26 protein-coding genes and 1 pseudogene are annotated in these 26,020 nt (G+C 73.9%); 12 read left to right on the top strand and 15 right to left on the bottom strand.

Annotation, left to right across the window (positions count from 1 at the left end; genetic code table 11):
* A pseudogene (locus tag OTB16_RS11660) lies at positions 1-273 on the top strand (DNA topoisomerase IV subunit B); the annotation flags it as partial.
* A gap of 132 nt (positions 274-405) precedes the next feature.
* Here OTB16_RS11660 and OTB16_RS11655 read toward each other — a convergent pair.
* On the bottom strand, positions 406-600 hold the full coding sequence (locus OTB16_RS11655; RefSeq protein WP_267720005.1) for a hypothetical protein: 195 nt from the start codon (positions 598-600) through the stop codon (positions 406-408).
* Between the two features lie 201 nt (positions 601-801).
* Here OTB16_RS11655 and OTB16_RS11650 point away from each other — a divergent pair, with 201 nt between their 5' ends.
* Positions 802-1,077: an isoamylase early set domain-containing protein gene (locus OTB16_RS11650; RefSeq protein WP_267720004.1), complete on the top strand. Its 276-nt coding sequence runs from the start codon at positions 802-804 to the stop codon at positions 1,075-1,077.
* A 52-nt stretch (positions 1,078-1,129) separates the two neighbouring features.
* Here OTB16_RS11650 and OTB16_RS11645 read toward each other — a convergent pair whose 3' ends face one another.
* The 4 genes from OTB16_RS11645 to OTB16_RS11630 all read right to left on the bottom strand — a co-directional run bounded on the left by OTB16_RS11645 (position 1,130) and on the right by OTB16_RS11630 (position 5,566).
* Positions 1,130-1,744 carry a hypothetical protein gene (locus tag OTB16_RS11645; protein WP_267720003.1) on the bottom strand — a complete coding sequence of 205 codons (615 nt, stop codon included), beginning with the start codon at positions 1,742-1,744 and terminating at the stop codon, positions 1,130-1,132.
* A gap of 101 nt (positions 1,745-1,845) precedes the next feature.
* Positions 1,846-3,708, bottom strand: a complete 1,863-nt coding sequence (locus OTB16_RS11640) for a serine/threonine-protein kinase (RefSeq protein WP_267720002.1) — start codon at positions 3,706-3,708, stop codon at positions 1,846-1,848.
* Between the two features lie 176 nt (positions 3,709-3,884).
* Positions 3,885-5,063: a cytochrome P450 family protein gene (locus OTB16_RS11635; protein ID WP_267720001.1), complete on the bottom strand. Its 1,179-nt coding sequence runs from the start codon at positions 5,061-5,063 to the stop codon at positions 3,885-3,887.
* Positions 5,060-5,566, bottom strand: a complete 507-nt coding sequence (locus tag OTB16_RS11630) for a DUF6545 domain-containing protein (protein ID WP_267720000.1) — start codon at positions 5,564-5,566, stop codon at positions 5,060-5,062. The genes OTB16_RS11635 and OTB16_RS11630 overlap by 4 nt, the downstream gene beginning before the upstream one ends.
* A gap of 18 nt (positions 5,567-5,584) precedes the next feature.
* On the opposite strand from OTB16_RS11630, the gene OTB16_RS11625 reads away from it, so the two are divergent.
* The gene (locus OTB16_RS11625) at positions 5,585-6,691 is read left to right on the top strand and encodes an AI-2E family transporter (protein WP_267719999.1); all 1,107 of its coding nucleotides are present in this window, start codon (positions 5,585-5,587) and stop codon (positions 6,689-6,691) included.
* A 119-nt stretch (positions 6,692-6,810) separates the two neighbouring features.
* Here the strand turns inward: OTB16_RS11625 and OTB16_RS11620 are convergent, their stop codons facing one another.
* On the bottom strand, positions 6,811-7,491 hold the full coding sequence (locus tag OTB16_RS11620) for a saccharopine dehydrogenase family protein (protein ID WP_267719998.1): 681 nt from the start codon (positions 7,489-7,491) through the stop codon (positions 6,811-6,813).
* Here OTB16_RS11620 and OTB16_RS11615 point away from each other — a divergent pair.
* A complete protein-coding gene (locus tag OTB16_RS11615; protein ID WP_267719997.1) occupies positions 7,394-8,287 on the top strand; it encodes a GlxA family transcriptional regulator in 894 nt (297 codons plus the stop codon). The genes OTB16_RS11620 and OTB16_RS11615 overlap by 98 nt on opposite strands.
* A 51-nt stretch (positions 8,288-8,338) precedes the next feature.
* On the opposite strand, the gene OTB16_RS11610 is transcribed toward OTB16_RS11615, so the two are convergent.
* From OTB16_RS11610 to OTB16_RS11600, 3 genes are read right to left on the bottom strand one after another with little or no spacing between them, the layout of a single operon-like run.
* On the bottom strand, positions 8,339-9,463 hold the full coding sequence (locus tag OTB16_RS11610) for an acyl-CoA dehydrogenase family protein (RefSeq protein WP_267719996.1): 1,125 nt from the start codon (positions 9,461-9,463) through the stop codon (positions 8,339-8,341).
* Positions 9,460-10,650 (bottom strand): acyl-CoA dehydrogenase family protein, encoded by a 1,191-nt coding sequence (locus OTB16_RS11605; protein ID WP_267719995.1) that lies wholly within the window; start codon positions 10,648-10,650, stop codon positions 9,460-9,462. Before OTB16_RS11605 ends, OTB16_RS11610 begins: the two co-directional genes overlap by 4 nt.
* Complete coding sequence (locus tag OTB16_RS11600; protein WP_267719994.1) at positions 10,647-11,630, bottom strand: NADPH:quinone oxidoreductase family protein; 984 nt, start codon at positions 11,628-11,630, stop codon at positions 10,647-10,649. The genes OTB16_RS11605 and OTB16_RS11600 overlap by 4 nt, the downstream gene beginning before the upstream one ends.
* A 286-nt stretch (positions 11,631-11,916) precedes the next feature.
* Between OTB16_RS11600 and OTB16_RS11595 the strand changes: the two genes are divergently transcribed.
* Together OTB16_RS11595 and OTB16_RS11590 are read left to right on the top strand one after the other, a co-directional pair.
* The gene (locus OTB16_RS11595; protein WP_267719993.1) at positions 11,917-12,846 is read left to right on the top strand and encodes an SDR family oxidoreductase; all 930 of its coding nucleotides are present in this window, start codon (positions 11,917-11,919) and stop codon (positions 12,844-12,846) included.
* Between the two features lie 84 nt (positions 12,847-12,930).
* On the top strand, positions 12,931-13,581 hold the full coding sequence (locus OTB16_RS11590) for a TetR/AcrR family transcriptional regulator (RefSeq protein WP_267719992.1): 651 nt from the start codon (positions 12,931-12,933) through the stop codon (positions 13,579-13,581).
* Between the two features lie 22 nt (positions 13,582-13,603).
* On the opposite strand, the gene OTB16_RS11585 is transcribed toward OTB16_RS11590, so the two are convergent.
* The 3 genes from OTB16_RS11585 to OTB16_RS11575 all read right to left on the bottom strand — a co-directional run bounded on the left by OTB16_RS11585 (position 13,604) and on the right by OTB16_RS11575 (position 15,716).
* Positions 13,604-14,437: an enoyl-CoA hydratase/isomerase family protein gene (locus OTB16_RS11585; protein WP_267719991.1), complete on the bottom strand. Its 834-nt coding sequence runs from the start codon at positions 14,435-14,437 to the stop codon at positions 13,604-13,606.
* 54 nt (positions 14,438-14,491) lie between these two features.
* Complete coding sequence (locus tag OTB16_RS11580) at positions 14,492-15,256, bottom strand: PIG-L deacetylase family protein (RefSeq protein ID WP_267719990.1); 765 nt, start codon at positions 15,254-15,256, stop codon at positions 14,492-14,494.
* A gap of 271 nt (positions 15,257-15,527) precedes the next feature.
* Positions 15,528-15,716, bottom strand: a complete 189-nt coding sequence (locus tag OTB16_RS11575; protein ID WP_267719989.1) for a hypothetical protein — start codon at positions 15,714-15,716, stop codon at positions 15,528-15,530.
* 147 nt (positions 15,717-15,863) lie between these two features.
* Here OTB16_RS11575 and OTB16_RS11570 point away from each other — a divergent pair, with 147 nt between their 5' ends.
* Positions 15,864-16,151: a hypothetical protein gene (locus tag OTB16_RS11570; protein ID WP_267719988.1), complete on the top strand. Its 288-nt coding sequence runs from the start codon at positions 15,864-15,866 to the stop codon at positions 16,149-16,151.
* Positions 16,152-16,266: 115 nt separating this feature from the next.
* Here OTB16_RS11570 and OTB16_RS11565 read toward each other — a convergent pair whose 3' ends face one another.
* Together OTB16_RS11565 and OTB16_RS11560 are read right to left on the bottom strand one after the other, a co-directional pair.
* Positions 16,267-16,671, bottom strand: coding sequence for an aggregation-promoting factor C-terminal-like domain-containing protein (locus OTB16_RS11565; protein ID WP_476470165.1), 405 nt, complete (start codon positions 16,669-16,671; stop codon positions 16,267-16,269).
* 312 nt (positions 16,672-16,983) lie between these two features.
* On the bottom strand, positions 16,984-17,517 hold the full coding sequence (locus OTB16_RS11560; RefSeq protein ID WP_267719986.1) for a condensation domain-containing protein: 534 nt from the start codon (positions 17,515-17,517) through the stop codon (positions 16,984-16,986).
* A 406-nt stretch (positions 17,518-17,923) separates the two neighbouring features.
* On the opposite strand from OTB16_RS11560, the gene OTB16_RS11555 reads away from it, so the two are divergent.
* The 3 genes from OTB16_RS11555 (at position 17,924) to OTB16_RS11545 (ending at position 20,663) form a co-directional block, all read left to right on the top strand.
* A complete protein-coding gene (locus OTB16_RS11555; RefSeq protein ID WP_267719985.1) occupies positions 17,924-18,319 on the top strand; it encodes a hypothetical protein in 396 nt (131 codons plus the stop codon).
* Positions 18,312-19,421 carry a polyprenyl synthetase family protein gene (locus OTB16_RS11550; RefSeq protein WP_267719984.1) on the top strand — a complete coding sequence of 370 codons (1,110 nt, stop codon included), beginning with the start codon at positions 18,312-18,314 and terminating at the stop codon, positions 19,419-19,421. Before OTB16_RS11555 ends, OTB16_RS11550 begins: the two co-directional genes overlap by 8 nt.
* 63 nt (positions 19,422-19,484) lie before the next feature.
* On the top strand, positions 19,485-20,663 hold the full coding sequence (locus OTB16_RS11545; RefSeq protein WP_267719983.1) for an oxygenase MpaB family protein: 1,179 nt from the start codon (positions 19,485-19,487) through the stop codon (positions 20,661-20,663).
* Between the two features lie 33 nt (positions 20,664-20,696).
* On the opposite strand, the gene OTB16_RS11540 is transcribed toward OTB16_RS11545, so the two are convergent.
* Positions 20,697-21,053, bottom strand: a complete 357-nt coding sequence (locus OTB16_RS11540; protein WP_267719982.1) for an STAS domain-containing protein — start codon at positions 21,051-21,053, stop codon at positions 20,697-20,699.
* Between the two features lie 432 nt (positions 21,054-21,485).
* Between OTB16_RS11540 and OTB16_RS11535 the strand changes: the two genes are divergently transcribed.
* Positions 21,486-25,718: a SpoIIE family protein phosphatase gene (locus tag OTB16_RS11535; RefSeq protein WP_420717669.1), complete on the top strand. Its 4,233-nt coding sequence runs from the start codon at positions 21,486-21,488 to the stop codon at positions 25,716-25,718.
* Complete coding sequence (locus OTB16_RS11530; RefSeq protein WP_267719981.1) at positions 25,718-26,014, top strand: STAS domain-containing protein; 297 nt, start codon at positions 25,718-25,720, stop codon at positions 26,012-26,014. Before OTB16_RS11535 ends, OTB16_RS11530 begins: the two co-directional genes overlap by 1 nt.
* Positions 26,015-26,020: the final 6 nt, after the last annotated feature.

Here is a 26,020-nt window from a genome sequence, read left to right as displayed (position 1 = left end):
CGCGAACGCGACGCCCTGGTCGAACTCGGCAAGCACAACGGCAAGCGGATCCGGGAAGACTCCATCCAGCGCTTCAAGGGTCTGGGCGAGATGAACGCCGAGGAACTGCGCATCACCACCATGGACGCCGACCACCGCGTACTGGGCCAGGTCACCCTGGACGACGCCGCACAGGCCGACGACCTGTTCTCGGTGCTGATGGGTGAGGACGTCGAAGCCCGGCGCTCCTTCATCCAGCGCAACGCCAAGGACGTCCGCTTCCTCGACATCTGAACGCGGCCGCATCCGGCCCCCCACCCCGGTCGGCCCCCTCGGCTGACGCGCTCGCCAACGGCGTGACAGAGCCCGGCCGGGGGGCTACGTTCCCGGCCGGGCTCTGCGTATGGGGGGCGGGTGGAGCTCCGGTCAGAGCTCCTCGTCGCGGTGGTCCTCCTCGCGCGGCGGGTCGTCCGCACGGCGGCGCGAGGGATCGTCCCGGGCCGGGTCGCGGGACGGCCGGCCGAACTCGGGGTGGACCGGGTCCGGGCCGGAGTCCTGGCGGCGTGCCGGCTCCTCGCGGCGCTTCCCGGGCTCTCGGCGATCGTCCTGCGCATCGCCCATGACGGCGACTCCTTCGCTTCCTTCGGCGTACTGGTGACGCCTGCCCCTCCCACGCTGCCACGGTTCGTCACGTTCCGCACCACGAGAGCCACCCACGGTGAGGTGCGGGTCGGGCGGCGGGGCCGCCCCCGGAATGCGGACCGCGCCCAGGGATCCGAAGATGGACGCCACCACACCACCCATGTCGTCAGGAGCTTCCCCATGCTGGAGCGCACCCCGCGCACGGACCGCACCGAGATCACCTTCGTCCTTCCGGCGGACGCTCCGCCGGGACCGGTGAGCGTGGTCGGCGACTTCAACGACTGGCGGCCCGGCGCCCACACCCTGCGGACGCGCGAAGACGGGACGCGGGCCGTCACCGTCGAGCTGCCGAAGGAGAGCACGCACTCGTTCCGGTATCTGGCAGCCGGTGACTACTGGTTCAACGACGGGAGCGTCGGCGACCAGGACGGCCCGAACAGCCGCCTGCACACCTGATCCGTCCGCCCCGTGCCCCGGCGGGCCCGCCACCGCGTCCGCACGGACCGGTTCACATGAACAGCGCGCCGACGAGGACGAAGTACGTCGCGGCCAGAGCGGTCAGCGCCAGTAGGGTCCCCCACGGGTGGGCGTGCCACCAGGACAGCCGTACGCGGGGAAACCGCCTCCTCAGCTCCTTGGGAGTCGAGGCCGGCGCGTCCTCCACCGGTACGTCCCGCAGCCGGCGCGTCAGCCGCTCGACGTCGGCGGCGCGCCACAGCCGCAGGTCGAGCACGTAAGGGCGGGTGCTCTCCGAGGTGATGACCACGCGTCCCGGCGTCGGGTTGAAGGGTCCGGCGCCGAACGTGATCGGGCGCAGCGCGGTCACGAACTCCAGCGGCGCGCTGTAGGTGTTCACGCCGAAGGCGTTGTCGATCCGGAGCTCGTCGCCGACGACCGCGATCTCGGCCATGGACGTGCGCAGGGCCATCATCACGAGGGTCGCCGCGACGGGCAGGACGATCAGCACCACGAAGGGGACGAGCCAGCCGACGCCGAACTCCCCCACCGTCAGCGCCGCGAGGGAACAGCCCGCGGGAACGCCGATCATCCCGTACAGCGCCAGCCGTCTCCGGTAGACCGAGTTGTCCGGCTTCACCACCACGCGCGCACCCACCGCACTCACGGCAACCCCCTGATTCCCCGCGACCGTTCGCACCATCATGGGGCCCTCGCGCACGCCGCGACAGGGAGCGGTCCGGACAACCGGCGGCTTGCGGCCGGCGGCTACGGCTGGCGGCCGACCACGAACTGCGTGCAGGCGGCCACCGTACTGATCACCGCGCCGGACAGCGCCGAGGGGCGGTCCCCCGCCACGACCGCGGTGAGGTCGACCGTGAGGTAGCCGGGCGGGCGGTTGATCCACCGGTCCGCCCGCAGGGTCATCCGGCCGTCCTCGAACGAACCGACCATGGTGAACGACCCGTTCGGCACCGTCGGGTTGTCGGAGTGCGCGGAGAAGGCGAAGACCGCCTCCAGCACCTTCCCGCCCGGCGAGGTGATCCTCAGGTCGAGCCGGGTCAGGCCCTGGCCGCACAGGTACGTACCCTGCCACGAGCCGACGACCGGGACGGCCCGTGCCGAGGAGGTGCGCGGCCCCGAACTCCCCGGCGCCGAACTCCCCGGCGTCGCGGTCCGGGGCGTCGCGGTCCGCGAGGCCGAGGGGCGCGCCGGGCCGGTCCGCACGCCGGGGGTGGGGGTGCCGCTGTCGGCCGTGCTCCCCGCGGCGCCTTGGCCGGCGGCCGGCGTCGAGTACGCGGGCGAGGGGGTCGGGGGCGAGGCGCTGGTCCCGGTGCCGCCGGTCATCCGGGGCACCAGCCAGACCAGCAGGCCGATCGCGGCCACCGCCGCCGCGGCGGCCGTCAGGGTGCGCCGGGGGGAGGACCCTCCTGCCGTGACCACGGGACCGTACGCCCGCGGCGGGTCCGTGACGACCGGCGGGTGCGGCGGTACGGGTGGGGGCGCGCCGACGGTGCCGCGGCCGGGCGGGGGCGCCGTCCAGGTCGGCCCTTCGGGATCGACGGCGGTCGGGGACACGGGCGGAACGGGCGCCCCGGGCGGGGCGGAGTCCGACCGCGCCACCGGCGTACGCGGATCGGCCGGGACACGGGGACCGGCCGGGGTACGCGGATCGGCCGAGGCACCGGGCCCTGCCGGGGTGCGGGGATCCGGCGGGGCGGGGGGATCGGCCGGAGTCGCGGGCTCCGCCGACGGTCCGGGGCCCGCCGGCGCGAACAGCAGGCCGGCCAGGCCCGGGGGCAGCCACTGGGAGCCGGCGGCGGTGTCCGGCCCGTCGGCGAGCTGGTCGAGCAGCGCCGAGACGGTGGGCCTGCGAGCGGGGTCCTTCGCCAGGCAGCGGGCCACCAGGTCGCGCAACCCGGCGGGGAGCGCGCCGAGGTCCGGTGCGTCGTGCACGACCCGGTACATCAGCTCGGAAGTGGTTCCGGCGCCGAAGGGTCCGGTGCCTGAGGCGGTGAAGGCCAGCACCGCGCCGAGCGAGAACACGTCGGTGGCCGCGGTGACGCCGGCGCCGGTGAGCTGCTCGGGTGCCATGAATCCGGGGGTGCCGATCACCGTGCCGACACGGGTGAGTTCCGTGGCGGCGTCGGCGACGGCGGAGATGCCGAAGTCGATGACGCGCGGGCCGTCGGACGCCAGCAGCACGTTGGACGGCTTCAGGTCCCGGTGGACCACGCCGTGGACGTGGATGGCCTCCAGTGCCTCGGCGACCCCTGCCGCCAGCGCCAGGACGGATTCCCCGGGCCAGGGGCCGTGGTTCCGGACCGCCTCGCTCAAGGAGGGCCCGGCGACGTAGGCGGTGGCCAGCCACGGCGGGCTGCCGGTCGGGTCGGCGTCGATGACCCCGGCCGTGTACACGCCGTTCACCAACCGCGCGGCCCGTACCTCGCGGGCGAACCGCCGCCGGAACTCAGGGTCCTCGGCCAGTTCCGGGCGGATGACCTTGACCGCGACCGACCGGCCGCCCCGCGAGCGCCCGAGGTAGACGGAACCCATCCCGCCGCTGCCCAGCCGGGCCGCGATCCGGTACGGGCCCACCAGGGTGGGATCCCCCGCGCGCAACGACTCCATCTCCCGTTCCTCCCCCACGCCTTTCCGGCCGGCGCGGCGACCACGCCCTCCGCTGACGCGCCATGATGTCAGCGTTGCACCCGGCACAACAGCTTTTCCGGACAAGCCGCCGCATAGGGCCCGGCCTGAAATCCGGTCAGTCCCGCCGGGCCGTCGAATCGCCGAGTCGCCGCGCCCTACAGGACGACGGGCAGGGCCTGGAGACCGCGCATCAGGCGGGTCTGCCGCCATTCGAGGTCCTCGCCCGGGACGGCCGGCCGCATCCCCGGGAAGCGGGTGACGATCGCCCGGAGCGCGATCTCCGCCTCGGCCAGCGCGAGCGGCGCACCCAGGCAGCGGTGGATTCCGTGCCCGAACGCGAGGTGGCCGGCGGCTCCGCTCCGGTCCAGGTCGAGCCGGTGCGGCTCCGCGAAGCGGGCCGGATCGCGGTTGGCGGCTCCGGGGGCGATGAGGACCGCAGCGCCCTCGGGGATGTCGGTACCGCCGAGCCGGAGCGCTTCGGTGCTGTAGCGGAAGGTCGCGATCCCGACCGGGGAGTCGAAGCGCAGCAGTTCGTCGAGGGAGCCGGCGATCAGGTCGGGGTCCCGGCTCAGCCGGGCGAGGGACTCGGGGTGCTGGATGAGGGCCAGGACGGCGTTGGCGATGAAGTTGGTCGTCGTCTCGTGGCCGGCCACGAGCAGGAGCACGGCCAGGGAGACGACCTCGTCCGGGTCCAGCGGTCCTTCGTCGCCCTGTTGGATCAGCAGGTGCAGAAGGCTTTCGCCTGGTGCGCGGCGCGCGGACGCGACGAGGCCGGTCATGTAGTCGCCGATGGCGTGCGAGGCGGCGTCGATGCGGTCCGGCCGGCCTGCGGCGAACAGTTCGTTCGACCATCGGGAGACCATGGCGCGGTCGTCCCGGGGCACACCGAGCAGTTGGCAGATGACGGTGACGGGAAGGGGTGCGGCCAGGCCTTCCACGAGGTCGACGCGGGTGCCCGGCTCCCAGCCGTCGAGCAGGCCGTCGACGACCTGCTCGATGTACGGGCGCAGCCGCGCGACGGGGCCCGCGGTGAAGAGCCCGGCCGCCACCCCGCGCTGCCGGGTGTGTTGGGGCGGGTCGCTCGCGAGCATGTTCCGGGACACGGCCGGGTGCAGGTTCCGGCGGGAGGCCTGGCCGGCGAAGAAGCGTGCCGTGTCCTTGGACAGACGGGGGTCGGCGAAGGCCTGCCGGGCCTCGGCGTGGCCGGTGACGAGGTACGAGTAGTGCCCCTCGGACCCGGTGGGGACCTTCTGGACCGGCGCCGCTCCGCGCAGGCGGTCGTAGGTCGCGTACGGGTCGCGGAAGAAGCCGGGATCGTGCAGGGGGTCGGTCATGATACCGATCCGGCGGCCGTGGCGGACGGCTCGGCCGCGGCGGTGTCCCGGGGCCGGCGGCGGAGGTAGGCGCGCGTCACGAGCAGGAGCCACGCGGTCTCCGCCTGGAGGTCCCCCCTGCGGGAGTGCGTACCGGCGGCGGGAGGCGCCTCCGCTCCGCCGGGCGCGTCGCCCGCTCGCTTCGCGGCGACGGCCGCGACAAGAACCGCTGCTTCCACTTCCGCGTTCCCTTCCGGGGTGCCGGCTTCACCGCGGTCCGCGACCGCACCGGCCTCCGCCGCCTGTACCTGCGGGGAACGGTACCCGCGCAGGGCCGGCACTCCGTCGTTGATCTCGATCACGCGGCGGTGGAGGTGGAAGTCGAAGTCCTGCCCCCGGGTGCCGGACGCGTCGTCGCCGTGGTCGAGGCGTGACCCCGCCCCGCCCGTACGCCGCCGGGCGCGGCAGAGGGCGCGGAGGGTCCGGAGCGGACCCGACCCACCGCTGCCGACACGGCCGGGCACTACCCCTAGGGTGACCCCATGCCTGCCACATTGAGTTCCACCAAGGCCGCCGCCGCGCTCAGAACATCGGCGCGCGTCTCCGTCGAGTTGCTGCTGGTCCTCGCCATGGCCGCCGTGGCCCTGTGGGTGCTGGGCAGGATGTGGTCGGTCGTCTGGCCGCTCATAGTCGCCCTGTTCCTCACGACCCTGACCTGGCCCGTGGCCAACTTCCTGCGCCGGCGCGGCTGGCCGCCCGCGATGGCGTCGGCGGTGGTGACCGTACTGTTCCTGCTCGTCGCCGCGGGCATCGTGGCGCTGATCGCGGTGCCGGTGGCCTCCCAGTCCGGCGAACTGGCCGACGGCGTGGTCGAGGGCATCCAGCGGCTGCGCGAGTGGGCCGCCGGGCCGCCGCTGAACATCGGCGACGACCAGATCACCAGTGCCATCGACACCGCGGTCGCCCGCATCCAGGACAGCGTCGGCAGCATGCTCACCACGGTCGTCACGGGGGTGGGCACCGTGGTCAACGGCGTGGTCACCGCGGTCCTGTCCGTCTTCCTGATGTTCTTCTTCCTCAAGGACGGGCCGCGGTTCCTGCCGTGGCTCACCCGCCAGCTCCCCGGCCGGCTCGCCACCGACGTCCCCGTCGTGGCCTCGCGCGCGTGGGACACCCTGGGCGCGTTCGTGCGCTCCCAGGCCTTCGTCGGTCTGCTCGACGCCGTGTTCATCGGCCTCGGCCTGTGGATCGTGGGAGTGCCGCTGGTGCTTCCGCTGGCGGTGCTGACCTTCGTGTCGGCGTTCGTGCCGATCGTGGGTGCCCTGTTCGCCGGTTTCGTGGCGGTGCTCATCGCCTTGGTGTCGAACGGCCCGACGGACGCGCTGATCGTGCTGGCGATCATCGTCGTGGTGCAGCAGCTCGAGGGCAACGTCTTCCAGCCCATGATCCAGAGCCGCGGGCTCGGCCTGCACGCGGCGATGGTCCTGCTGGCCGTAACCCTGGGCGGCAGCCTGGCGGGCGTGGTGGGCGCCCTGCTCGCGGTACCGGTGGCGGCCCTGATCGCGGTGGTCTGGAACTACCTCCGCGAGCAGCTCGGCGACGCGCCGGAAGAACCGGAACAGGAGGCGGGCGCCACCGTCCGCTCTTAGCACGCCGCTGCGGCGGGTTGAGCGGGGCCGGCCGGCCCGGAGCCGCTGACGAGGCGCCCCGGGTCCTGGAGGACGCGGGCGCCCGCGGCGCCGGCCGGACCGGGCTTTGACGGCACCCCCTAGGTTCCGGTGTACGTCAGGTGGGTGGGGGCGAGTGCCCGCAGGAAGTCCGGGGCGTCGAAGAGTTCGCCCGCCGCGGCCACGCCGGTCCGGGCGCTGCGGCCGTCCAGGATCCGTACGGCGGCCTCCACGACGAGGGGCGCGGTGACCGCGTAGATGTCTCGGCCGGACGCCGTCGCCCGGCGGTGGGCGCCGGCCCGGGTCGCGACCACGTCGACGACGAACGTCTGCGCCGAGCGCCCGTCGGCGTCCACGGCCGTGGGCGGGGGCGTCGCGGGGTCGCCCAGGTCGAGCAGGGGCTCCTCGTTGATGCGGACGTGGATCTCCGGGACCCGCAGGTGGCGGGAGATGGTGACCTGGTCGGCCGTGGAGAGCGCGGTGACCTTCCGGGTGCCCAGCGGGGGCGGGAAGTCCCAGGTGGAGGTCTGTGGGGGGCCTTCGGGCCGAACCAGGCGGTTGCCGGTGAAGACGAGGTGCCGGCCGGCGTTGCGGCGGACCGTCTTGCGGGTTCCGTCGGTCGGGTGCCAGCTGTCGAGGGCGATCGCGACCGTGATGCTGTTCGAGGCCGCCGCGGCCTGCGAGGTGTTCGGCGTGGACCGCGGGCTGACCGACGCCTGGTACGACTTCCGGGTGTGCGGGCCGCGCGGGGCCCGGCTCGGCGGCTGGCTGCGCGTCGACACCCCTCACGGCTTCGACGCCCTCGCGGAGGCGGACACCGTCGTCGTCCCGGCCTGCGCCGATGTCGACGCAGGCCTGCCGGGCGACCTGGTGGAGGCCGTACGGGCGGCCCATGACCGGGGGGCCCGGGTCGTCTCGCTGTGCACGGGGGCGTTCGTGCTGGCCGCCGCGGGCGTGCTGGACGGCCGCCGGGCCACCACCCACTGGGAGCACACCGCCGCGCTCGCGGCCCGCTACCCCCGGGTCGAGGTCGATCCGGACGTCCTCTACATCGACGACCGGGGCGTGCTGACCTCCGCGGGCAAGGCCGCCGGGATGGACCTGTGCCTGCACCTCGTCACCGCCGACCACGGCGCTGCCGTCGCCAACGCGCTGGCCCGCCGGCTGGTGGTTCCGGCCCGCCGCGCGGGCGGGCAGGCCCAGTTCATCGCCGCCCCGCCGGCCGCCGACACCGGCCACGCGCTCTCGGAGCTGCTGCACTGGATGGGCGGGCGGCTGGACGAGCCGCTGACCGTGCCCGACCTGGCCCGCCGGATGAACATGAGCACCCGGAACCTGACCCGCCGCTTCACCGCCGCGACCGGCACCACCCCGCTGCGCTGGCTGCACACCCAGCGCGTCCACCGGGCCCAGGAGCTCCTGGAAACCACCGACGACAGCATCGAACTCATCGCCTCCCGCACCGGCATGGGCACCGCCACCACCCTGCGCCGCCACTTCCACCGCGCGCTCGGCGTGCCCCCGGACGTGTACCGGCGTACGTTCCGCACCCACCGCCCGCCCGCCGCCGCTGACTGACGGGCCCCGTCGAGGGCCCCCGGCGGTGTCCGTCGGGGGCCCCGGCACCGGCTACGGCGCGGGGAGTTCCGCGAAGTCGGCGACCAGCCCCCGATGGTGGCCGGCCGTGCCGAGGGCCAGGGAGTCGGCCTTGGCGCGCTTGAGGTAGAGGTGGGCCGGGTGTTCCCAGGTCATGCCGATGCCGCCGTGCAGCTGGACGCACTCCTCCGCGGCCCGGACGGCGACGCCCGAGCAGTAGGCCTGGGCGACGGCCACCGTCAGGGGCGCGTCGGGCGACCCGGTGGCCAGCGCGTCGGCCGCGGCCCGGGCGGCGGCGCGGGCGGACGCCACGTCGAGCCAGAGCCGGGCGAGGCGGTGCTTGAGGGCCTGGAAGGAGCCGACGGGCCGGTTGAACTGGTGGCGGCCCCGTACGTACCCCACGGTCTGCGTCAGGCACCATTCGGCGATCCCGAGCTGTTCGGAGGCCAGCAGCCCGGCCCCGGAGAGCAGCGCGCCGGCCACCGCGGCCCGGGCCGTTACCGGGTCCGCGAGCCGGGTTCCGGCGGCGGCGTCGAGGGTGACCCGGGCGAGCGGGCGGGTCAGGTCCAGCGGTACGAGGGGCGTCAGTTCGGCGGAGGCCGCCGGTACGGCGTACAGCCCGGTGTCGGCGAGCACCAGCAGGACGTCGGCGGCGGCCGCGTCCGCCACGGAGGTGGCGGTGCCGGTCAGCACTCCCCCGCCGCCGTCGCGGATCAGGGCCGGCAGGGGCGCGCCCGGGGCGAGAGTAAGCGGTACGGCCGGCGCGCACACCTGCCGGCCGGAGGCCAGCTCCCGCAGCAGCGGCGCGACGTCCGCCGTGTCGCAGGCGAGCAGGATCTCCGTCGCGAGTACGGAGCTGGTGAGGTAGGGCAGGGGCGCGACCGCCCGGCCCAGTTCCTCCAGGACGACGGCGGCCTCGCGGTGGCTCGCGCCCTGGCCGCCGAGCTTCTCGGGGACCAGGAGCCCGGCGGCGCCGATCCCCGTGGCGAGGGTGTCCCACAGGGCCGGGTCGTGCGGGCGGCCGCTCTCGGCCCGGGCGAGGACGGTCGCGGCGTCGCAGCGGTCGGCGAGCAACGACCGTACGGCTGCGCGGAGTTCCTCTTCGGTCTCGGAGTAGAGCAGGTCGAGGGGGGCGCTCGGGAGGGGCGAGTCGGTCATCGGGCCAGGTCCTTCCAGGCGAGGTCCTTGTCGTCGCGCGGTTCGGCGGGCAGGCCGAGGACGCGTTCGGCGACGATGTTGAGGAGGATTTCGCTGGTGCCGCCCTCGATGCTGTTGCCCTTGGCGCGCAGGTAGCGGTATCCGGCGTCGCGGCCGGTGAAGTCGACGTGTTCGGGCCGGCTCATGGTCCAGTCCTCGTACAGGAGGCCCTCCTCGCCGAGGAGTTCGACTTCCAGGCCGCTGATCTCCTGGTTGAGCCGGGCGAAGGTGAGCTTCATGCCCGACCCCTCGGGGCCGGGCTGTCCGGCGACGAGCTGCTGGCGCAGCCGCTCGCCGGTGAGCCGGGCCACCTCCGCTTCGACCCACAGCTCCAGCAGGCGCTGGTGGAGCGCGTGGGTGCGCAGGGCGGGGCGCTCGCGCCAGGCGGAGGCGACCGGGGCGATCATGCCGCCCTCGCGCGGGATGCGCATGCCGCCGATGGAGACGCGTTCGTTCATCAGGGTGGTGCGGGCGACCGCCCAGCCCTCGCCGACGGGTCCGAGGCGGTGGGCGTCGGGGATGCGGACGCCGGTGAGGAACACCTCGTTGAACTCGGCCTCGCCGGTGATCTGGCGCAGCGGCCGGACCTCGACGCCGGGGGCGTGCATGTCGCAGAGGAAGTAGGTGATGCCCCGGTGCTTGGGGAGCGCCGGGTCGGTGCGGGCGATCAGGATGGCCCAGCGGGCCGTGTGGGCACTGGACGTCCACACCTTCTGGCCGTCCACCACCCATTCCCCGGCGGCCTCGTCAAGGACGGCGCGGGTGCCGAGCGCGGCGAGGTCGGAGCCGGCGCCGGGCTCGCTGAAGAGCTGGCACCAGACTTCTTCCCCCATCCACAGCGGGCGCAGAAAGCGGCGCTTCTGCTCCTCGGTGCCGTACGCGAGGAGGGTGGGGGCGGCCATGCCGAGGCCGATGCCGATGCGGCGCGGGTCGTTGTCGGGGGCGCCCGCGGCCTCCAGTTCGGCGTCGACGACAACCTGGAGGGAGCGGGGGGCGCCGAGTCCGCCGAGGCCCTCGGGGTAGTGGACCCAGGCGAGCCCGGCGTCGAACCGGGCGCGCAGGAAGTCCGTACGGGGCGTGCCTGCGGGCGGGTGCGCGGCGAGCAGGTCCGCGACCCGGGTGCGCAGTTCCCCGGCGGTGGCGGTCATCGTGCTCCTCCGTCCAGGGCCGGTACGACGACCAGCCGGCCGGTGGTGGTGCCGTCGGCGACGCGTTGCACGGCGTCGGCGGCCCCGGCGAACGGGACCCGCTCGCTGACCAGCGGTTTGATGGCGCCTTCGGCGGCGAGGCGGGTCAGCTCGGCGTGGCAGGCTCCGATCGCGGCGGGCTCCTTGATCGCGTACAGCCCCCAGTGGAGGCCGAGGACGGCGTAGTTCTTCACGAGCGCGTGGTTGAGCGCGGGGGTGGGGACGGTGCCGCCGGCGAAGCCGACGACGACGATCCGGCCTTCAAAGGCAACGCACTTGGCGGAGGCCGTGTAGGCGTCGCCGCCGACCGGGTCGTAGACCACGTCGGCGCCGTGGCCGCCGGTGAACTCCTTGACGCGGGCGGCGATCCCGGCGGGGTCCTCCGTCTCGCGGTCGATCACCAGGTCGCAGCCGAGTTCCTCGGCGGTGCGCACCTTGGCCTTGCCGCCGACGACGCCGATGACGGTGGCCCCGGCGGCCTTGCCGAGCTGGACGGCGGCGCTGCCGACCCCGCCCGCGGCGGCGTGCACGAGGAGGGTCTCGCCGCGCTGGAGGCGGGCCCGGCGGTGCAGGCCGAACCAGCCGGTCTGGTAGCCGATGTGCAGGGCGGCGGCCTCGGCGTCGTCGAGGGAGTCGGGGGCGGGGAGCAGGGCGCGGGCGGGCGCGGTGACGTACTCGGCGAAACCGCCGTGCGGGAGGCTGGGGTTGGCGATGACGCGGCGGCCGTCCTCGGTCTCGGCGCAGACCTCGACCCCGGGGGTGAAGGGCAGCGGGGGCTTGATCTGGTACTGGCCGCGGGCCAGCAGGGCGTCGGGGAAGTTGACGTTGGCCGCGAGCACCCGCAGCTTCACCTCGCCCTCGCCGGGCACCGGTTCCGGAACCTCTTCGAGGCGCATGGCCTCACGGGGCTCTCCGGGGGTATGTACTCGCCATGCCTTCATCCGGGGCCTCCAGCCGCCGTCGGTGAACCACGCTCCGGGCGCATACTAAGCGGTCGCTTGCCCTCCTGGGAACCCATGCGGGAAGGGATCGGGTCCGGATGAGCGCCCGCGGTGCGGCCCTCGCGGTCCCCGACGACGACCGGGTCGGCGGCTCCTGCCGGAACCGGTCCGGTGGCGGGTCCGGCGCGGTGATCCGGACCCGCGCGAGCGGGCCGGCGTACCTCCCGCGGGGCCGATGCCGTCACGGGCATGGCGATCTGCGCGTCCGCACGCTATCGATGCCCCCATGACGGACGACGCCACGAGCCACCACGCCCCCACGGACGGCACCGCGCGCGGGCTGCCCGCGCCGCCGCCGCTCGGTGCGGCCGCCCTGCCCCCCGGGACGTACGCGGGGCAGGTGGTCCTGGTCACCGGCGGCGGTACCGGGCTGGGCAAGGCCATCGCCGCCGAGTTCGCCCGGCTCGGCGCCGACCTGGTGATCGCCGGCCGGCGGCCCGCGCGGCTGGAGGCGGCGCGCGCGGAACTGGCGGCCGTCCCCGGCGCGGGCCGGGTGACGGCCGCCGTCTGCGACATCCGGGACCCCGAGCGGATCGAGGAGGTCTTCGACGCGGCGCAGGCGGCGCACGGCCTGCCGGACGTACTGGTCAACAACGCGGCCGCCAACTTCCCCTCCCCCGCGGAGGACCTGTCCCCGAACGCCTGGCGGGCGGTGGTGGACATCACCCTGACCGGCACCTGGTTCATGACCCGCGCGTTCGGCCGCCGCCACCTCGCCGCGGGAACGCCGGGGTCCATCGTGAACATCGGCGCGTCGTACGCCTGGACGGGCGGCCCGGGCTTCGCGCACAGCGCGGCCGCCAAGGCCGGGGTGAAGAACCTGGTGGAGACCCTGGCCGTCGAGTGGGGCCCGTACGGCATCCAGGTCAACGGGCTCGTCCCCGGCCTGTTCCCGCACGCCGACATGACCGCGGACGTACGGGACGGGCTGGAGCGGGCGGCGCCCCACGCGAAGGACGCCCGGCAGCCGGCGCTGCGGGTGGGCGTCCCGCGCGAACTGGGCTGGGCCGCCACCTTCCTGGCCTCGCCGTACGCCCGTTTCGTCACCGGCCACACCCTGGTGGTCGACGGCGCGAACTGGCAGCGGCGGTCCCTGGTCCGGCCCGAGGTCGTCCCCGTACGGGAGCAGCTGGGGCGCGGGCCGTTCAGCCCGTGAACCGGCGCGGTGCGCCGCTCCGCGGCTCCGCCGCGGCCTGCCCCGCCGTGCGGGTGTGGCAGATTGCCTCCCGGAGGTGGCGCGGTGACGACGGTGCGGGCGACCAAGAGCGGTACGGGCGACGCGGGCACGGGCGGGTCCGCGGCGAGGGGGCGGCCGTCCCTGACGGAGCGGCGCCGGGAGGCCACGCGGTACGAGATCGCGGAGGCCGCGGCGGCCCTCTTCGCCGAGCGGGGGTACGAGGCGACGACCGTCGACGACGTCGCGCGCGCGGCGGGGATCTCCCTGCGGACCTTCTACCGGTACTGCCCCACCAAGGAGGACGCCCTGACCCCCGTGCTGACGGCCGGGGTCGCGGAGCTGGTGGAGCAGCTGGCCCTGCGCCCGGCGGCGGAGCCGGTGACGCGGGCCGTGCAGGCGGCCTTCGCCGCCTCGACGGCCGGCGCGCGGTACGCGGAACCGGGCCGGACGGTCCGGCTGATCCAGGTGATGAGCGGGGTTCCGGCGATCCGGATGCGCTGGCTCGCCGCCGCCCGCGCGATGCAGGACCGACTTGCCCCGGTCCTCGCGGCGCGCACCGGCCGCCCGGAGTCCGACCTGGAAACCCGGCTGCTCGCGGCGGTCCTGATCGACGCGGTGACGGTCGCGCTGGAGCACTGGGCCGCCGGGGACGGCCGCGAACCGCTGACGGACGTGTCCGCGCGCGCCCTGGCCCTGCTCCGGCTGGAGACCTGAGGCCGCACCCGGCGCGGCCCCGTCAGCCTCCTGTGAAGTGCGGGGGACGGCGCTGCGCCTTCGCCCCGTAGCCCTCGCGGCAGTCGTCGGAGGTGAGGGTGAGGGCAGCGGTCATGGCGACGCGGTCGAGGGCCGCCGGGAGGGCGGCGTCGGCGTAGGCGTCGACCGCGCGCTTGATGCCCTGGACGGCGAGCGGGGCGTTCGCGGCGATCTCGGCCGCCAGCGCGCGGGCGGTGGATTCCAGTTCCGTTACGGGGACGACCAGTTGGACCAGGTTGAGGCTCTGCGCGGTCGCGGCGTCGACGCGACGACCGGTCAGGGCGAGGTACTTGGCCCAGCCGGCGCCCGCCTCGCGGGCGATGCGCAGGTCGCCGCCCGCGTCGACCGCCACCCCCAACTGCGCCTCGGGCAGGGCGAACACGGCGTCCTCGGCTGCCACCCGGATGTCGGCCATCAGCGCCAGCTCGAATCCGAAGCCGAGGCAGTACCCCTGGACGGCCGCCACCACCGGTTGCGGGAGGCGGGCGAGGACCGCGAAGCGTTCGTGGACCCAGCGGATGCCCTCGTAGTAGTTGCGGGTCCGCTCGGCGGCCGTCGCGCCGGAGACGGCGCCGCCGGGGGCGGTCACGTCGATGCCCGCGCAGAAGGCACGGCCTTCGGCACGGAGCAGGACCGCCCTGACCTCCGGGTCGAAGCGGATGCGGTCCGCCAGCAGCCCCAGCTGCCGGGTGGAATCCCAGCTCCATCCGTTGAGCCGGTCGGGTCGGCACAGGGTGAGGACGGCGAGGCCGTCGGCCACCTCCAGCCGGATCCGCTCCTCGCCCTCCGCGATCTGCGTGCTGACGGTGTCGATCACCCTTGCCTGCACCCCCCTGGGAAACTGACGGACCGTCAGCCTAGGGGTGGCGGGTCAGCGGGGGAAGACCTCGAACAGCACCGCCGGGCGGCCGCCGAAGCGGGCTGCGGCCTGCTCGGCGTATCCGGTGAGGAACCCGCGTACGTACTCCTCGGGGTCCTGGTCGGTCAGCACCTCGATGTACGCCTTGTGCTCCATGAGGGACTTCACCGCCCGCTCCATGCCCGGACCCGCGTCGGCGGCGTGCGTCGGGGTACTCGTGCCGGTCACGGCCACCCAGCGCACCCCGTTCCAGGGCTCCAGGCCCTGTTCGGAGAGCAGCTCGGGAAAGATCCACCGGTTGCCCGCGTCGGAGGCCGCGTCCAGGGTGGCGCGGCCGACGGCCTTGTGGTCGGGGGTGTTCCAGGCACCGCCGCCGCCCTCGCCGCCCCACGTGTCGCGGTGGTTCATGGTGATGACCAGTTCGGGGCGGTGCCTGCGGATGGCCGCGGCGATGTCCCGGCGCAGGTCGAGACCGTACTCGACGACACCGTCCCGGTGGTCGAGGAACTCGACCCGTGACACCCCGACGACCGCCGCGCTCGCGCGCTGCTCCGCCTCGCGGAGCGGGGCGCAGATGGCGGGGTCGATGGTGTCGATGCCCGCCTCGCCGCGCGTGGCGAGGAGGTAGCCGACCTCGCGGCCGCCGTCCGTCCAGTCCGCGATGGCCGCGGCGCCCCCGTACTCCAGGTCGTCGGGGTGGGCCACCACCGCGAGGGCGCGCCGCCAGTCGGTGGGCAGGGGCGGCAAGGGGGCCCGCCGGTCAGGTGCTTCGCTCATGCCCCGCACCTTAGGGGGTGTCGTCAGAGTCGCTCCGTACGCCCGCGGGGCGGGCCGCGCGTGTCTGATGCGTGCGCTCGCAGGAGCGTCGACCTTCCCGCCGGCGTCCCCGACCGGGCACGCGACAACCTCGACGCCGGGCCCCGGTCCAGGGGGTACGGGCCGTCCGGCACGGAGGCCGGATCCGCCGCCCGGTAACCGGTGGCGGCGACCGCGCCGGCCACGTCCGCCGGCGCCCGCCCGGGATTCAGTGCGCGTACGACGTCCTCGGTCAGCGGCCGGAGCGCCAGGACGTGCCGGACGGCCCCGGCCAGGCGGGATGACGCCCGCTCGACGCCCAGCGCACCACCCCGCCGTCGGCCGGGGGGACGAAGGCGTACCGGTGGAAGTCGGGGCCGGCGATCGCGTCGACGGCCGCGAGCGCCCGGCACCGGTCGAGCAGGGCGGGCACGTCCGGCATCAGGCGCGCTGTGTGGTGAGCGTTCATTGCCCGTGATGAGTGCACGCCGGTACGACAGCGCCCGCGGCGGCCGCCCCCGCGCGGCCGGTTCCGGCGCGCTCACACGCCGGGTCGCGGAGCGCGTCCCGGCGTGTGAGCCTTTTGTGCATGGACTGGGCGTCGTGGACCACGGTCAATGTCTTCGCAGGCCGAGGCGGTGTGCGCACCGAGGAAGCCGGTTCGATCACGGGTGACCTCACCGTGCACACCACCTGGACGGGCGCCGAAGCGCGCGTGTCCGTGCAGTACAGCGGCTCGTCCGACTGGTTCACGCTCACCGGCAGCCCCCTGTCCTGCACCTCGGAGCGGGACAGCCGCGACCTCCACGACGTGGTGGTCGAGCTGGTGCGCGCGGGGAAGGCCGCCGAAGGCCTGCCCCCGATCCTCGCGGCGTAGGCCGGGGGTACTCCCGGCCCGGCGGCCGGCCGCGTACGCAAAAGACGCCCGGCGGGGAGTCCCCGGCCGAGCGTTCAGGTGCGTCTACTGCCCGCTGGTACTGCCCACTGGCGGCTTAGTACCAGTGGTGGGACTGCCAGAAGTTCCAGGCGCCGACGGGGCTGCCGTAGCGGGAGTTCATGTAGTCCAGGCCCCACTTGATCTGGGTGGCCGGGTTGGTCTTCCAGTCGGAGCCCGCGGAGGACATCTTCGAGGCCGGCAGGGCCTGGACCAGGCCGTAGGCGCCCGAGGAGGAGTTCGTGGCGGTGTGGTTCCAGCCGCTCTCGCGGGACACGATGTTGTTGAACGCCGCGAACTGGGCCGGGTCCTTGATCATCTGCTGCGCGATCGCCTTGGCGTTCATCGGGGCGGCCTGCGCGGGGACGGCGGCGAGCATGGAGCCGGCGACGCCCAGGGCGAGGACGGAGCCCGCGATGGTCTTCTTGGAAGCGGCGATGCGGCGGATGACGGTGTTGGACACGGACTGACCTTCCGACGGGGACAAGGACGGTCGCTGCATGCCGGAGACATGCGTGAGCCACTCACGCGGTGGAGAGGGGTTCGTCTGCGGCGGGTGAAGTACCCCTGCCGGCTGGCGACTCATCCAGTTCTACAGACGCCCCGACCCCTTGGCAACGCCGTCACCTACTAGGCGCCCTCGCAGCCCGGGACGTCGGCCCCGCCCCTGCCCGCACCGGTATCCGCGCAGGTGGGCGCGGATGCGGGCAGGACCGACGGCCCCCCTCGGGGCTACTATTCCGGCTCGTAAGTGACGTGGGTCCTATGGGGCGGGTCACCTCCCGGACCCCCGGATCTCACCGAACGTGACGGCACGAACCCCTCCGAGTGGCCGCTCCGGACGCCGGGACGACGGGCATCCGGCGGCCCGCCCACGCGTACAGGGCGGCGGCCCCCACCAGTGCTCGGCCCCGACGGCGGTCACCATCGCCCCGAACAGCGCGCTGCCGCGCAGCACGGCGGGTCCCCGGGCGGCGCCGACGGGGAAGACCCGCAGGAACCGGCACACGTCCCCGGCCCCCAGGTCCGTCGGCCGGGCGAGCTCGGCGCGCATCAGCCGCTCGGACTCGGCGTCCGGATCGGCGCAGCCGGTGACGTCGGCCGTCTCCATCCGCAGCGGCGGCGGCCCGGCGGGTATCTGCCGCACCGTGCCGTCCTCCTCGGCGAAGCGGACGCGGAGCGCGTCGGTCCCGGCCACCGTCAGGCGCACTGCCTCCGCGAGGAGCACCGGGTCCACCGCCCCGCGGATCTCCAGGTACGCGCCGATGGTGTGGTCGAGGCGCGAGGGGTCGAGCTGCTGCGCGCACAAGACGCCGTTCTGTGGGCGGGGTCAGGGGCAGCGGCCCGCGGTCGTGAGTGGCCATGCGATGGTCAGTCTCCTCAGTCGGATCGGTCGACCAACGACGACGTGACGTCACTCTCCGTGACGGGGAACCGCCCTGAAAGTTCCACCAATACACCTCTTGACGGCCATCGCACCCGGGCTTCGAAACCCGGTACCGCGAATCCGTGACAGCCGGTGCGGCCCGCCCGATCGGCCCGGCCCGCGCCGGGCCGCCCGCTCCGGCCGCGCCGCACTGCTCATCGGACAACTCACTCGTCGGGAGTATTCGTATCCCTCTGACGTGGTACGGACGGGAATCCCGGGCCGCGACCAGTGTCACAGCCGATTGACTGGTGCTCCTTGATGATCTGCCGGCAGAGGAGCACGGGGCATGACCGGAGAATCGTGGGACCAGGCACAGCAGGCACAGCGGGCACAGCAGGCACGGCAGGCACGGCAGACGACCTGGAGTCCCTTCGCCGCCCTGGAAGAGGTCGCTCTGCTCGCTCTGGGCGCCGTCGATCTCGCGCTGGACCAGGTGCGGCAGGCCACCGGCCGGGGCGAGGACGTGGTGCGGCGCTCGGATCTGCGCGAGCTCGTCGCCGACGGGGTGAAGGAGCTGAGGGCGCGCGGGGAACTCGCCTCCAAGCGCGTCGTCGCGGCGGACGACGACAACTACCTGGAGCTGATGGCCCGTCGGGCCGCCGGGCGGCGCGAACGGGCCGACGGCGCCCGGACCCCGGCGGGGGCCGGGCCGACGGCGGGGGCCGGGCCGGCGCATGCATGACGACCTGGCGTTCCGGCGGCGCATCGACGACCACCTGCATCGGCTGGTCGACGAGGAGGAAGCCGAGCTGTTACGCCTCTCCAGTGAACTCCGCCCGCTCTGCGACCAGTTGCGCAGCTCGCTGACGCGGGGCAAGCGGATGCGGGCCGCCTTCCTGTACTGGGGCTGGCGGGCCGCCGGCCAGCCGGACTGCGACGGGGTGATCAGGGCGGCCGCGGCCATGGAACTGGTGCACGCGGCGGCCTGCACCCACGACGACATCATCGACGACAGCCTCATGCGGCACGGCGTCCCCACCGCCCACGCGGCCTTCTCCGAGACCGGAGCGGCCCGGTGGGGCGGTAGCGGTGGCAGCAGCGGCAGCGGTGACGGCAGCGGTGCCGTCGCACGGACCCTGGTCGTACGGCAGCATCGGTCCGCCGCGCTGGCGATGATGCTGGGCGACCTGCTCATGGGGTACGCGGCCCAGGTCTTCGCCACCTGCGGGCTGCCCGGCGCGTACGTGGCGCGGACGGTGCCCCTGTGGTCGACGCTGCTGCGCGAGACCGTCGCGGGCGAGTTCCTGGAAGTGCTGCGGACGGGTACCGACGTGCCCGAGGTCGCCGAGTCGCTGGAAGTGGCCCGGTACAAGACGGCCAAGTACACGGTGGAGCGGCCGCTGCACATGGGTGCCACCCTCGGCGGCGCCCCCCGGCAGGTCATGACCGCCTTCACCGCGTACGGACTGCCCCTGGGCGAGGCGTTCCAGCTGCGCGACGACCTGATCGGAACGTTCGGCGACCCCGCCGAGACCGGCAAGTCGAACCTGGACGACCTCCGGGACCGCAAGCCCACCGCGCTGCTCGCCACGACGCTCGCCCTGCTGGAGCCGCACGACCGGGCGCTGCTGGACAAGACCCTCGACAGCCCGGCCCTGGACGAGTCCGGCGCAGCGCTGGTGCGGAGGCTGATGGACGGGTGCGGGGCCCGCCGGCGCGTCGAGGACATGATCTCGGACCGGGTCGCGACGGCCCGCGGCGCGCTGGACTCCGTGGCGCTGCCGATGGACGTACGGACGGCGCTCGCCGCGCTGGCCACCTCGGCGACCGCACGAACCCTCTGAACGGCCCCGCGGACCACCTGCCGGGCGGGACCGTACCGGCACGAGCACTACGAGGAGCACGACGTGACAACCGAGACCCGGTCGCGCTACACCGACGCGAAGCTCGACGAACTGAGCGGGCAGGGCGACCCCTTCGCCGACGAGACCGTGGCCGCCATGTTCGAACGCGGTGAGGTGGGGGACTTCAACACCCTCATGCGCTTCTTCAGCACCGCCGGCCACAAACTGCCCGAGGGGCTCCCGCCGTCCGCGGTGGCGTTCCTGGAGGCCACCGCCATGCCGCCGAAGTGGGTGGACTGGGACGTCATGGAGCGCGCCCGCCTGTTCTTCATGGACAACGCCGCGCACATCAACACGGGCCTGTCCTTCGCGGCGATGCCCGCGACGTACGCCGTACCGCGCGTCGCCCGGCTGCTGGCCTCGACGCACTCGATGGACTACCCGTCGCGCCGGATGGCGAACACCGGCCAGTTCGTCACGTACCTGATGCGGACCAACGCCTTCGAGGAGGGCAGCAAGTTCATCCCGGCCGCCCAGAAGGTCCGGCTGCTGCACGCGGCGGTACGCCACCACCTCACCGGGTCGGGGCGCTGGGACGTCGCGCGGGACGGTGTGCCGATCAACCAGGAGGACATGATCGGCGGGCAGATCTGCTTCTCGATCCTCGTCCTGGACGCCATGCACCGCCTCGGCATCCACATGAGCGAGGAGGGGGCGGAGGCCTATTACTACGCCTGGCGGGTCGTGGGCTCCATCCTCGGCTGCGACATGACGGCCGTCCCGGACAACCTCACGGAGGCCCGCGCGTTCGCCGACCTCTATCTCAGCCGCAACCTCGGCCCCTCCGAGGACGGCGTCCGGCTCAACAACCAGCTGATGCGGATGTACGAGGACGTGGTCCCCGGCACGCTCTTCGACCCGATCGTCCCCGCCACCATGCGCTACCTGATCGGCCCCACGATCGCGGACTGGCTCGAGATCCCCCGCGGCCCCTGGGACACCGCGGCGAAGGCCGTGCCCCTCGTCCTCGGCCTGCTGGAGACCGTGGAGGACAGCAGCCCGCTCGGCGAATGGGCGCTGGACAAGGCGGGCAGCCTGCTGACGGCCTTCGAACTGGCCTCGCTCACCCGCGGCCGGGTCATGCAGTACGCCATCCCGGAGGAGCTCAAGGGCGAGTACGGCGTACGGTCGCAGGCCCCGCGCACGAACCGGTGGGTGCCGCCGGTGCCGAGCCCCGCGTAACGGCGGGACCCGGACGCGCCGGCCGGGCGGCGCTCAGGGGCGCTGGGCGTCGACGGCGTCTTCGACGGTGGGCTGGAAGGTGAAGAGCTGGTCCAGGCCCACGATGCGGAAGACGTGCATCAGATCGGCGCTCAGCCCGACGAGGGACAGGGGGGCGTCGGCCTCGCGCGCGCGGTGGTAGGCGCTGAAGAGCACGGTGATGCCGGTGGAGTCGCAGTAGGTCAGCTCGGAGAGTTCGATCAGTACGGGGACGTCGGGGCTGAAGGGCGTTTCCTGGATGACCCGGGTGAGCTCCGGTGCGGTGTGGTGGTCGAGTTCACCGGCTACGGACAGCACGGTCGCACCGCGTGCGTGCGTGCGTCGGGTGGCGGTCAGATTGCGGTCGGTCACCTGTTCTCCTGGGCGGGTGGGAGTGTGCGGCGGGACGGGGCGGACTGGGCGAGCAACGCGCTGTCGCCGCTCACTCCGGCTCCCGGATCGGTGAAGAGCTGGTGCACCGTGGCCGGCGGGTCGGCGGGTCGGCGGCTCCTCGGCGGCGGGAGCGGGTTTCGAGGACGTTGACGGTACCCAGGCAGCACCCGTCGGCCGTGGTGATCGCCGCGACGGCCCCCGCGTGCCGGCGGACGGCGTGCCCGGCCCCCGTCATGTCGCCTCCCACCCCGCCTCGTCAGCCGTGCCTGTCCGTCCGAGGCGCAGCTGTCCTATCCTACGGATCACGTCGGCAAACGCCTCCTCGGGGACCGCGGAACGCGGATGGGCCAGCACGAGGAACACCGGCGGGCCGCGCTCGGACACCGGCCGCCGCGAACGAAGGGGTGGGCAGTGACGCGTTCGGGGGATGCCGGGCCGGAAGCGGCGGTCGGGGCCGGCGTGTTCGCCGCCGACGAGGCGGTCGGCCGGGACCTGGCCCTGGTGGACTGGGCGGCCACTCCGCTCGGGGTCCCGGAGGGCTGGCCGCAGAGCCTCAGGACGACCGTGAGCATCCTGCTGTCGTCGAAGTTCTCGATGTGGATGGCCTGGGGACCGGAACTCACGTTCTTCTGCAATTCCGCCTACCGGCGCGACACCCTGGCCCGGAAGTACCCGTGGGCCCTGGGCCGGCCGGCGAGCGAGGTCTGGGCGGAGATCTGGGGCGACATCGGCCCCCGCATCGACACCGTGCTCACCACCGGCGAAGCGACCTGGGACCAGGCGCTGCTGCTGTTCGTGGAGCGCTCCGGGTACCTGGAGGAGAGCTACCACACCTTCTCCTACAGCCCGCTGCGCGACGACGACGGCGACGTGGTCGGCATGCTGTGCGTGGTCAGCGAGGAAACCGAACGCGTCATCGGCGAACGGCGGATGGCCACGCTGCGCGACCTCGGCTCCGATCCGAGCGTGGTGCGCACCGAGCGGGAAATGCTCGACTTCGCCCGCCTGCAGCTGAGCCGCAACCCCCACGACCTTCCGTTCACGCTGACGTACCTCCTCCAGGACGACGGCAGCTCCGGACTGGCCGCGGCGACCGGGATCCGGAAGGACCACCCGGCCGCCGTGGAGCTGCTCCCGCCGGACTCGGAGTCGGTGTGGCCGACGGCCGCTCCGGCCCGGGGCGAGACCGCGCTGGTGTCGCTGGACGGCGACGGCGACGGCGCCGTGTTCGCGGATCTGCCGACGGGAGAGCGGGCCGAAGCGCCGCTCCAGGCCCTGGTGGTGCCGCTGCGGCGGCAGGGCGGCGCCCCGTACGGATTCATGGTGGTCGGCCTGAACCGGTACCGGGACCTGGACGAGGGATACCGCGGCTTCGTGGAACTGGTCGCCGGGCACGTCGCCACCGGACTGGCCAGCGCCCGCAGCTACCAGGCGCAGCAGCGGCGCGCGGAGGAGCTCGCGGAGCTGGACCGGGCGAAGACGGCGTTCTTCTCCAACATCAGCCACGAGTTCCGTACCCCCCTGACGCTGATCATGGGGCCGGTGGAGGAGCTGCGGGACCGGCTCGCGGACGCGGACGCGGGCGTGCGCGAGGAGCTGGAGGTCATCCGCCGCAACGGGTTGCGATTGGGCAAGCTGGTCAACACGCTGCTCGACTTCTCCCGCATCGAGGCCGGCCGGATGCAGGCGAGCTACGAGCCGGTCGACCTGGCCGCGGTCACCGGTGAACTCGCCAGCGTGTTCCGCTCCGCCGTCGAGAAGGCCGGGCTCGACTTCCGGGTCGACTGCTCCCCGCTGCCCGAGCCGGTCTTCATCGACCGGGGCATGTGGGAGAAGGTCGTCCTCAATCTCCTCAGCAACGCGCTGAAGTTCACCTTCGACGGCTCGATCCGCGTCGCCGTGGGTGCCGAGGACGGTGCGGCCGTGGTGAGCGTCGCCGACACCGGGATAGGTGTCGCGGCCGGGGAGATGCCACGGCTGTTCGAACGGTTCCACCGCATCGAGAACGTGCGTTCCCGCTCCAACGAGGGCAGCGGCATCGGCCTGGCCCTGGTGAGGGAGCTGGTCGGGTTGCACGGCGGCGAGATCAGCGCCTCGTCCACGCAGGGCCTGGGCACCCGGTTCACCATCCGGCTGCCCTTCGGCTCCGCCCACCTGCCAGCCGACACCGTCCTCCCGGGTACGGGTGCGGACCCCGGTGCAGGTGCAGGTGCGGGCGCAGGCGCAGGCGCGGGCGCGGCTCACACCTCGACCGAGCCCTTCGTGCAGGAGGCCCTCCGGTGGCTGCCCGGCGAGCGCACCGCGGCGGTGCCCGCCACGGTCGGGCGCATGCCGGTCGGGAGCGTCCCGGACGGGAGCGCCGACGGATCCGCCGCCGGCTCGGAGCTCCCGGCGCACGTACTGGTCGCCGACGACAACGCCGACATGCGCGAGTACCTCAGCCGTCTGCTGCGCGGCGCCGGTTACCAGGTCGGCACGGTCGACGACGGCCGGCAGGCCATGGCCGCCATCCGCGCGCAGGCCTTCGACCTGGTGGTCACCGATGTGATGATGCCCCACCTCGACGGGCTCGCCCTGGTCGCCGCGCTGCGGGCCGACCAGCGCACCGCCTCGCTCCCCGTACTGCTGCTGTCCGCCCGGGCCGGGCAGGAGGCGTCCATCGAGGGCCTGCAGGCCGGTGCGGACGACTACCTCGTCAAACCGTTCGCGGCCGCCGAACTCCTCGCGCGGGTGCGGGCGAACATCCAGTTGGCGCGGCTGCGCGGCCACCACGCCCGCTGGCGCACCGCACTGGTGGACTCCCTGCAGGAGGCCTTCTTCGTCTGCGACGAGGACGGCGCCGTCATCGAGATCAACACGGCGTTCACCGACATCCTCGGCTACGGCACCGAGGGCCTGCCCTACCGGCCGGTCCACCCCTGGTGGCCCGACGCCGCCACGGACTCCGAGGCGCACCGGCAGGTCGGCGACGCCTTCGCCACGCTGCTCGGCAGCACCAAGGGCTCGTACACCATTCCGGTCACCCACCGCGACGGTCACCGGCTGTGGGCGACGGCCACCTTCAACCAGGTCGACGATCCCGACACCGGGCGCCGCGTGACGGTCGGCACCTTCCGCGACGTCACCGCCGAGCACTACGCCATCCAGCGCGAGAGCGCCCTCGCGGCCCTGGGCACCGGCCTGTCCCGGGCCGCCAGCCTGCCCGAGGCGCTGGCCGGCGCCCTGGGCGAGCTGAAGAAGCTGTGGCGCGCCCGGCGGGTCCTGGCCGCGGTCTTCGACTACGGCGACGAACCCAAGCTGACCTCCACCGACGCGTCGTCCGCCTGGTCGGAGCTGTCCGCCGAACGGCGCGGGGCGCTCGACGACCTGCGGCGGGGGCCGATCCTGACCCCGGTCGCCGGCCAGGGCGGGGCGGGCATCCTGCTGGAGTTCCCCGACGGCCCGCTCGCCCTGTGGATAGACCTGGGCGAGAACCGTCCCTTCACCGGCGAGGACCAGCTGCTGCTGTCCCTCCTGGCCGGTCACCTCGCCCAGGGGCTGAACCGCGCGCACCAGACCGACCAGCAGCGCGAGACCGCGATTGCCTTGCAGCGCGCCATCCTCGGCCCCTCCCGGCTGCCCGACGGGTTCGCCGTCCGCTACGAACCCGCGACGCAGCCCCTGGAGGTCGGCGGCGACTGGTACGACACCGTCACCCTGCCGGACGGCCGGATCGGAATCGTCGTCGGCGACTGTGTCGGCCGGGGCCTCGAAGCCGCCAGCGTCATGGGCCAGCTGCGCAGCGCCTGCCGCGCCCTGATGCTCCAGGACGCGACTCCCGCCCGGACGCTGATGGCCTTGGACCAGTTCGCCGCCGGCGTTCCGGGCGCGGCCTGCACCACCGTCTTCTGCGGCGTCCTCGATGCCGGCACCGGGCAGCTGACGTACTCCAGCGCCGGCCATCCGCCCGGCATCCTCGCCCATCCCGACGGCACCACCCGGCTCCTCGAGGAGGGCCGCTCCCTGCCGCTGGCCGTCCGGCCCGGCAACCAGCGCCCCGAGGGCACCTGCGCCATCCCGGCGCGGTCGACGCTGCTGCTGTACACCGACGGGCTCGTCGAACGCCGCCGCCGCCCGCTCAGCGCGGGCATCGACCAGGCCGGCGAAGCCCTCCAGGACGGCCGGAACACCGCGCTCGACGACCTCGCCACCGACGTCATGTCCCGGCTGGCCCCCGCGGACGGCTACGACGACGACGTCGCCCTGCTGCTCTACCGCCACCCGGCCCCGCTGGAGCTGTCCTTCTCCGCCGAATCCTCGCAGCTCGCCCCCGTCCGCAAGACGCTGCGCGGCTGGCTCGACCAGTGCGACCTGCCTCCCACCACCGTGCAAAACGTCTTGGTCGCCGCCGGCGAGGCGTGTGCCAACGCCGTCGAACACGGCCACCGGGACGCCCCCGGCGGCACCATCCGCTTCCGGGCCGAGGCCGGCGTCGACCATCTCCACCTGACCATCGTCGACAGCGGCTGCTGGAAAGCCCCGCAGCCGGAGCTCAACACCCACCGCGGTCGCGGGATGGGCCTGATGCGCGCACTGATGCAGCAGGTCACCGTCACCCCCGGCCCGTCCGGCACCACCGTCGACATGCACACGAGGATCGCCTGATGACCACTCCCCTGACCCTCACCCCGGGGCGGCGGCCCGACGGCACCGCGCTGCTGGCCGCTGTCGGCGAGATCGACATGAGCAACAGCAGGGAGCTGGCCGCCGCCCTCGCGGGCACGGACGGCCCGCTGGTCCTCGACCTCACCGGGGTCGAGTACCTCGACAGCGCCGGCCTCAGCGTGCTCTTCCCGCACGCCGAACGCATCGAGCTCGTCGCCAACCCCCTCCTGGAACCCGTGCTGACGATCTCCGGCCTCTCCGGCCTCTCCGGCCTCACGACCGTCCACGGCGGGTAGGCCGTC

It is taken from the genome of Streptomyces antarcticus (assembly GCF_026627255.1).
Taxonomy (GTDB): Bacteria; Actinomycetota; Actinomycetes; order Streptomycetales; family Streptomycetaceae; genus Streptomyces; species Streptomyces antarcticus.
The sequence above is the reverse complement of the archived record's forward strand: the minus strand, read 5'-3'. Positions and strand labels throughout refer to the sequence as shown.

Coding starts and splice junctions, on each gene's coding strand:
- OTB16_RS11570 (WP_267719988.1), top strand. CDS start 15,864: ATGGACTGGGCGTCGTGGACCACGGTCAATGTCTTCGCAGGCCGAGGC.
- OTB16_RS11605 (WP_267719995.1), bottom strand. CDS start 10,650: ATGACCGCCACCGCCGGGGAACTGCGCACCCGGGTCGCGGACCTGCTC.
- OTB16_RS11580 (WP_267719990.1), bottom strand. CDS start 15,256: ATGAGCGAAGCACCTGACCGGCGGGCCCCCTTGCCGCCCCTGCCCACC.
- OTB16_RS11650 (WP_267720004.1), top strand. CDS start 802: ATGCTGGAGCGCACCCCGCGCACGGACCGCACCGAGATCACCTTCGTC.
- OTB16_RS11625 (WP_267719999.1), top strand. CDS start 5,585: ATGCCTGCCACATTGAGTTCCACCAAGGCCGCCGCCGCGCTCAGAACA.
- OTB16_RS11610 (WP_267719996.1), bottom strand. CDS start 9,463: ATGACCGACTCGCCCCTCCCGAGCGCCCCCCTCGACCTGCTCTACTCC.
- OTB16_RS11575 (WP_267719989.1), bottom strand. CDS start 15,716: ATGCCGGACGTGCCCGCCCTGCTCGACCGGTGCCGGGCGCTCGCGGCC.
- OTB16_RS11655 (WP_267720005.1), bottom strand. CDS start 600: ATGGGCGATGCGCAGGACGATCGCCGAGAGCCCGGGAAGCGCCGCGAG.
- OTB16_RS11550 (WP_267719984.1), top strand. CDS start 18,312: ATGCATGACGACCTGGCGTTCCGGCGGCGCATCGACGACCACCTGCAT.
- OTB16_RS11640 (WP_267720002.1), bottom strand. CDS start 3,708: ATGGAGTCGTTGCGCGCGGGGGATCCCACCCTGGTGGGCCCGTACCGG.
- OTB16_RS11555 (WP_267719985.1), top strand. CDS start 17,924: ATGACCGGAGAATCGTGGGACCAGGCACAGCAGGCACAGCGGGCACAG.
- OTB16_RS11635 (WP_267720001.1), bottom strand. CDS start 5,063: ATGACCGACCCCCTGCACGATCCCGGCTTCTTCCGCGACCCGTACGCG.
- OTB16_RS11530 (WP_267719981.1), top strand. CDS start 25,718: ATGACCACTCCCCTGACCCTCACCCCGGGGCGGCGGCCCGACGGCACC.
- OTB16_RS11600 (WP_267719994.1), bottom strand. CDS start 11,630: ATGAAGGCATGGCGAGTACATACCCCCGGAGAGCCCCGTGAGGCCATG.
- OTB16_RS11595 (WP_267719993.1), top strand. CDS start 11,917: ATGACGGACGACGCCACGAGCCACCACGCCCCCACGGACGGCACCGCG.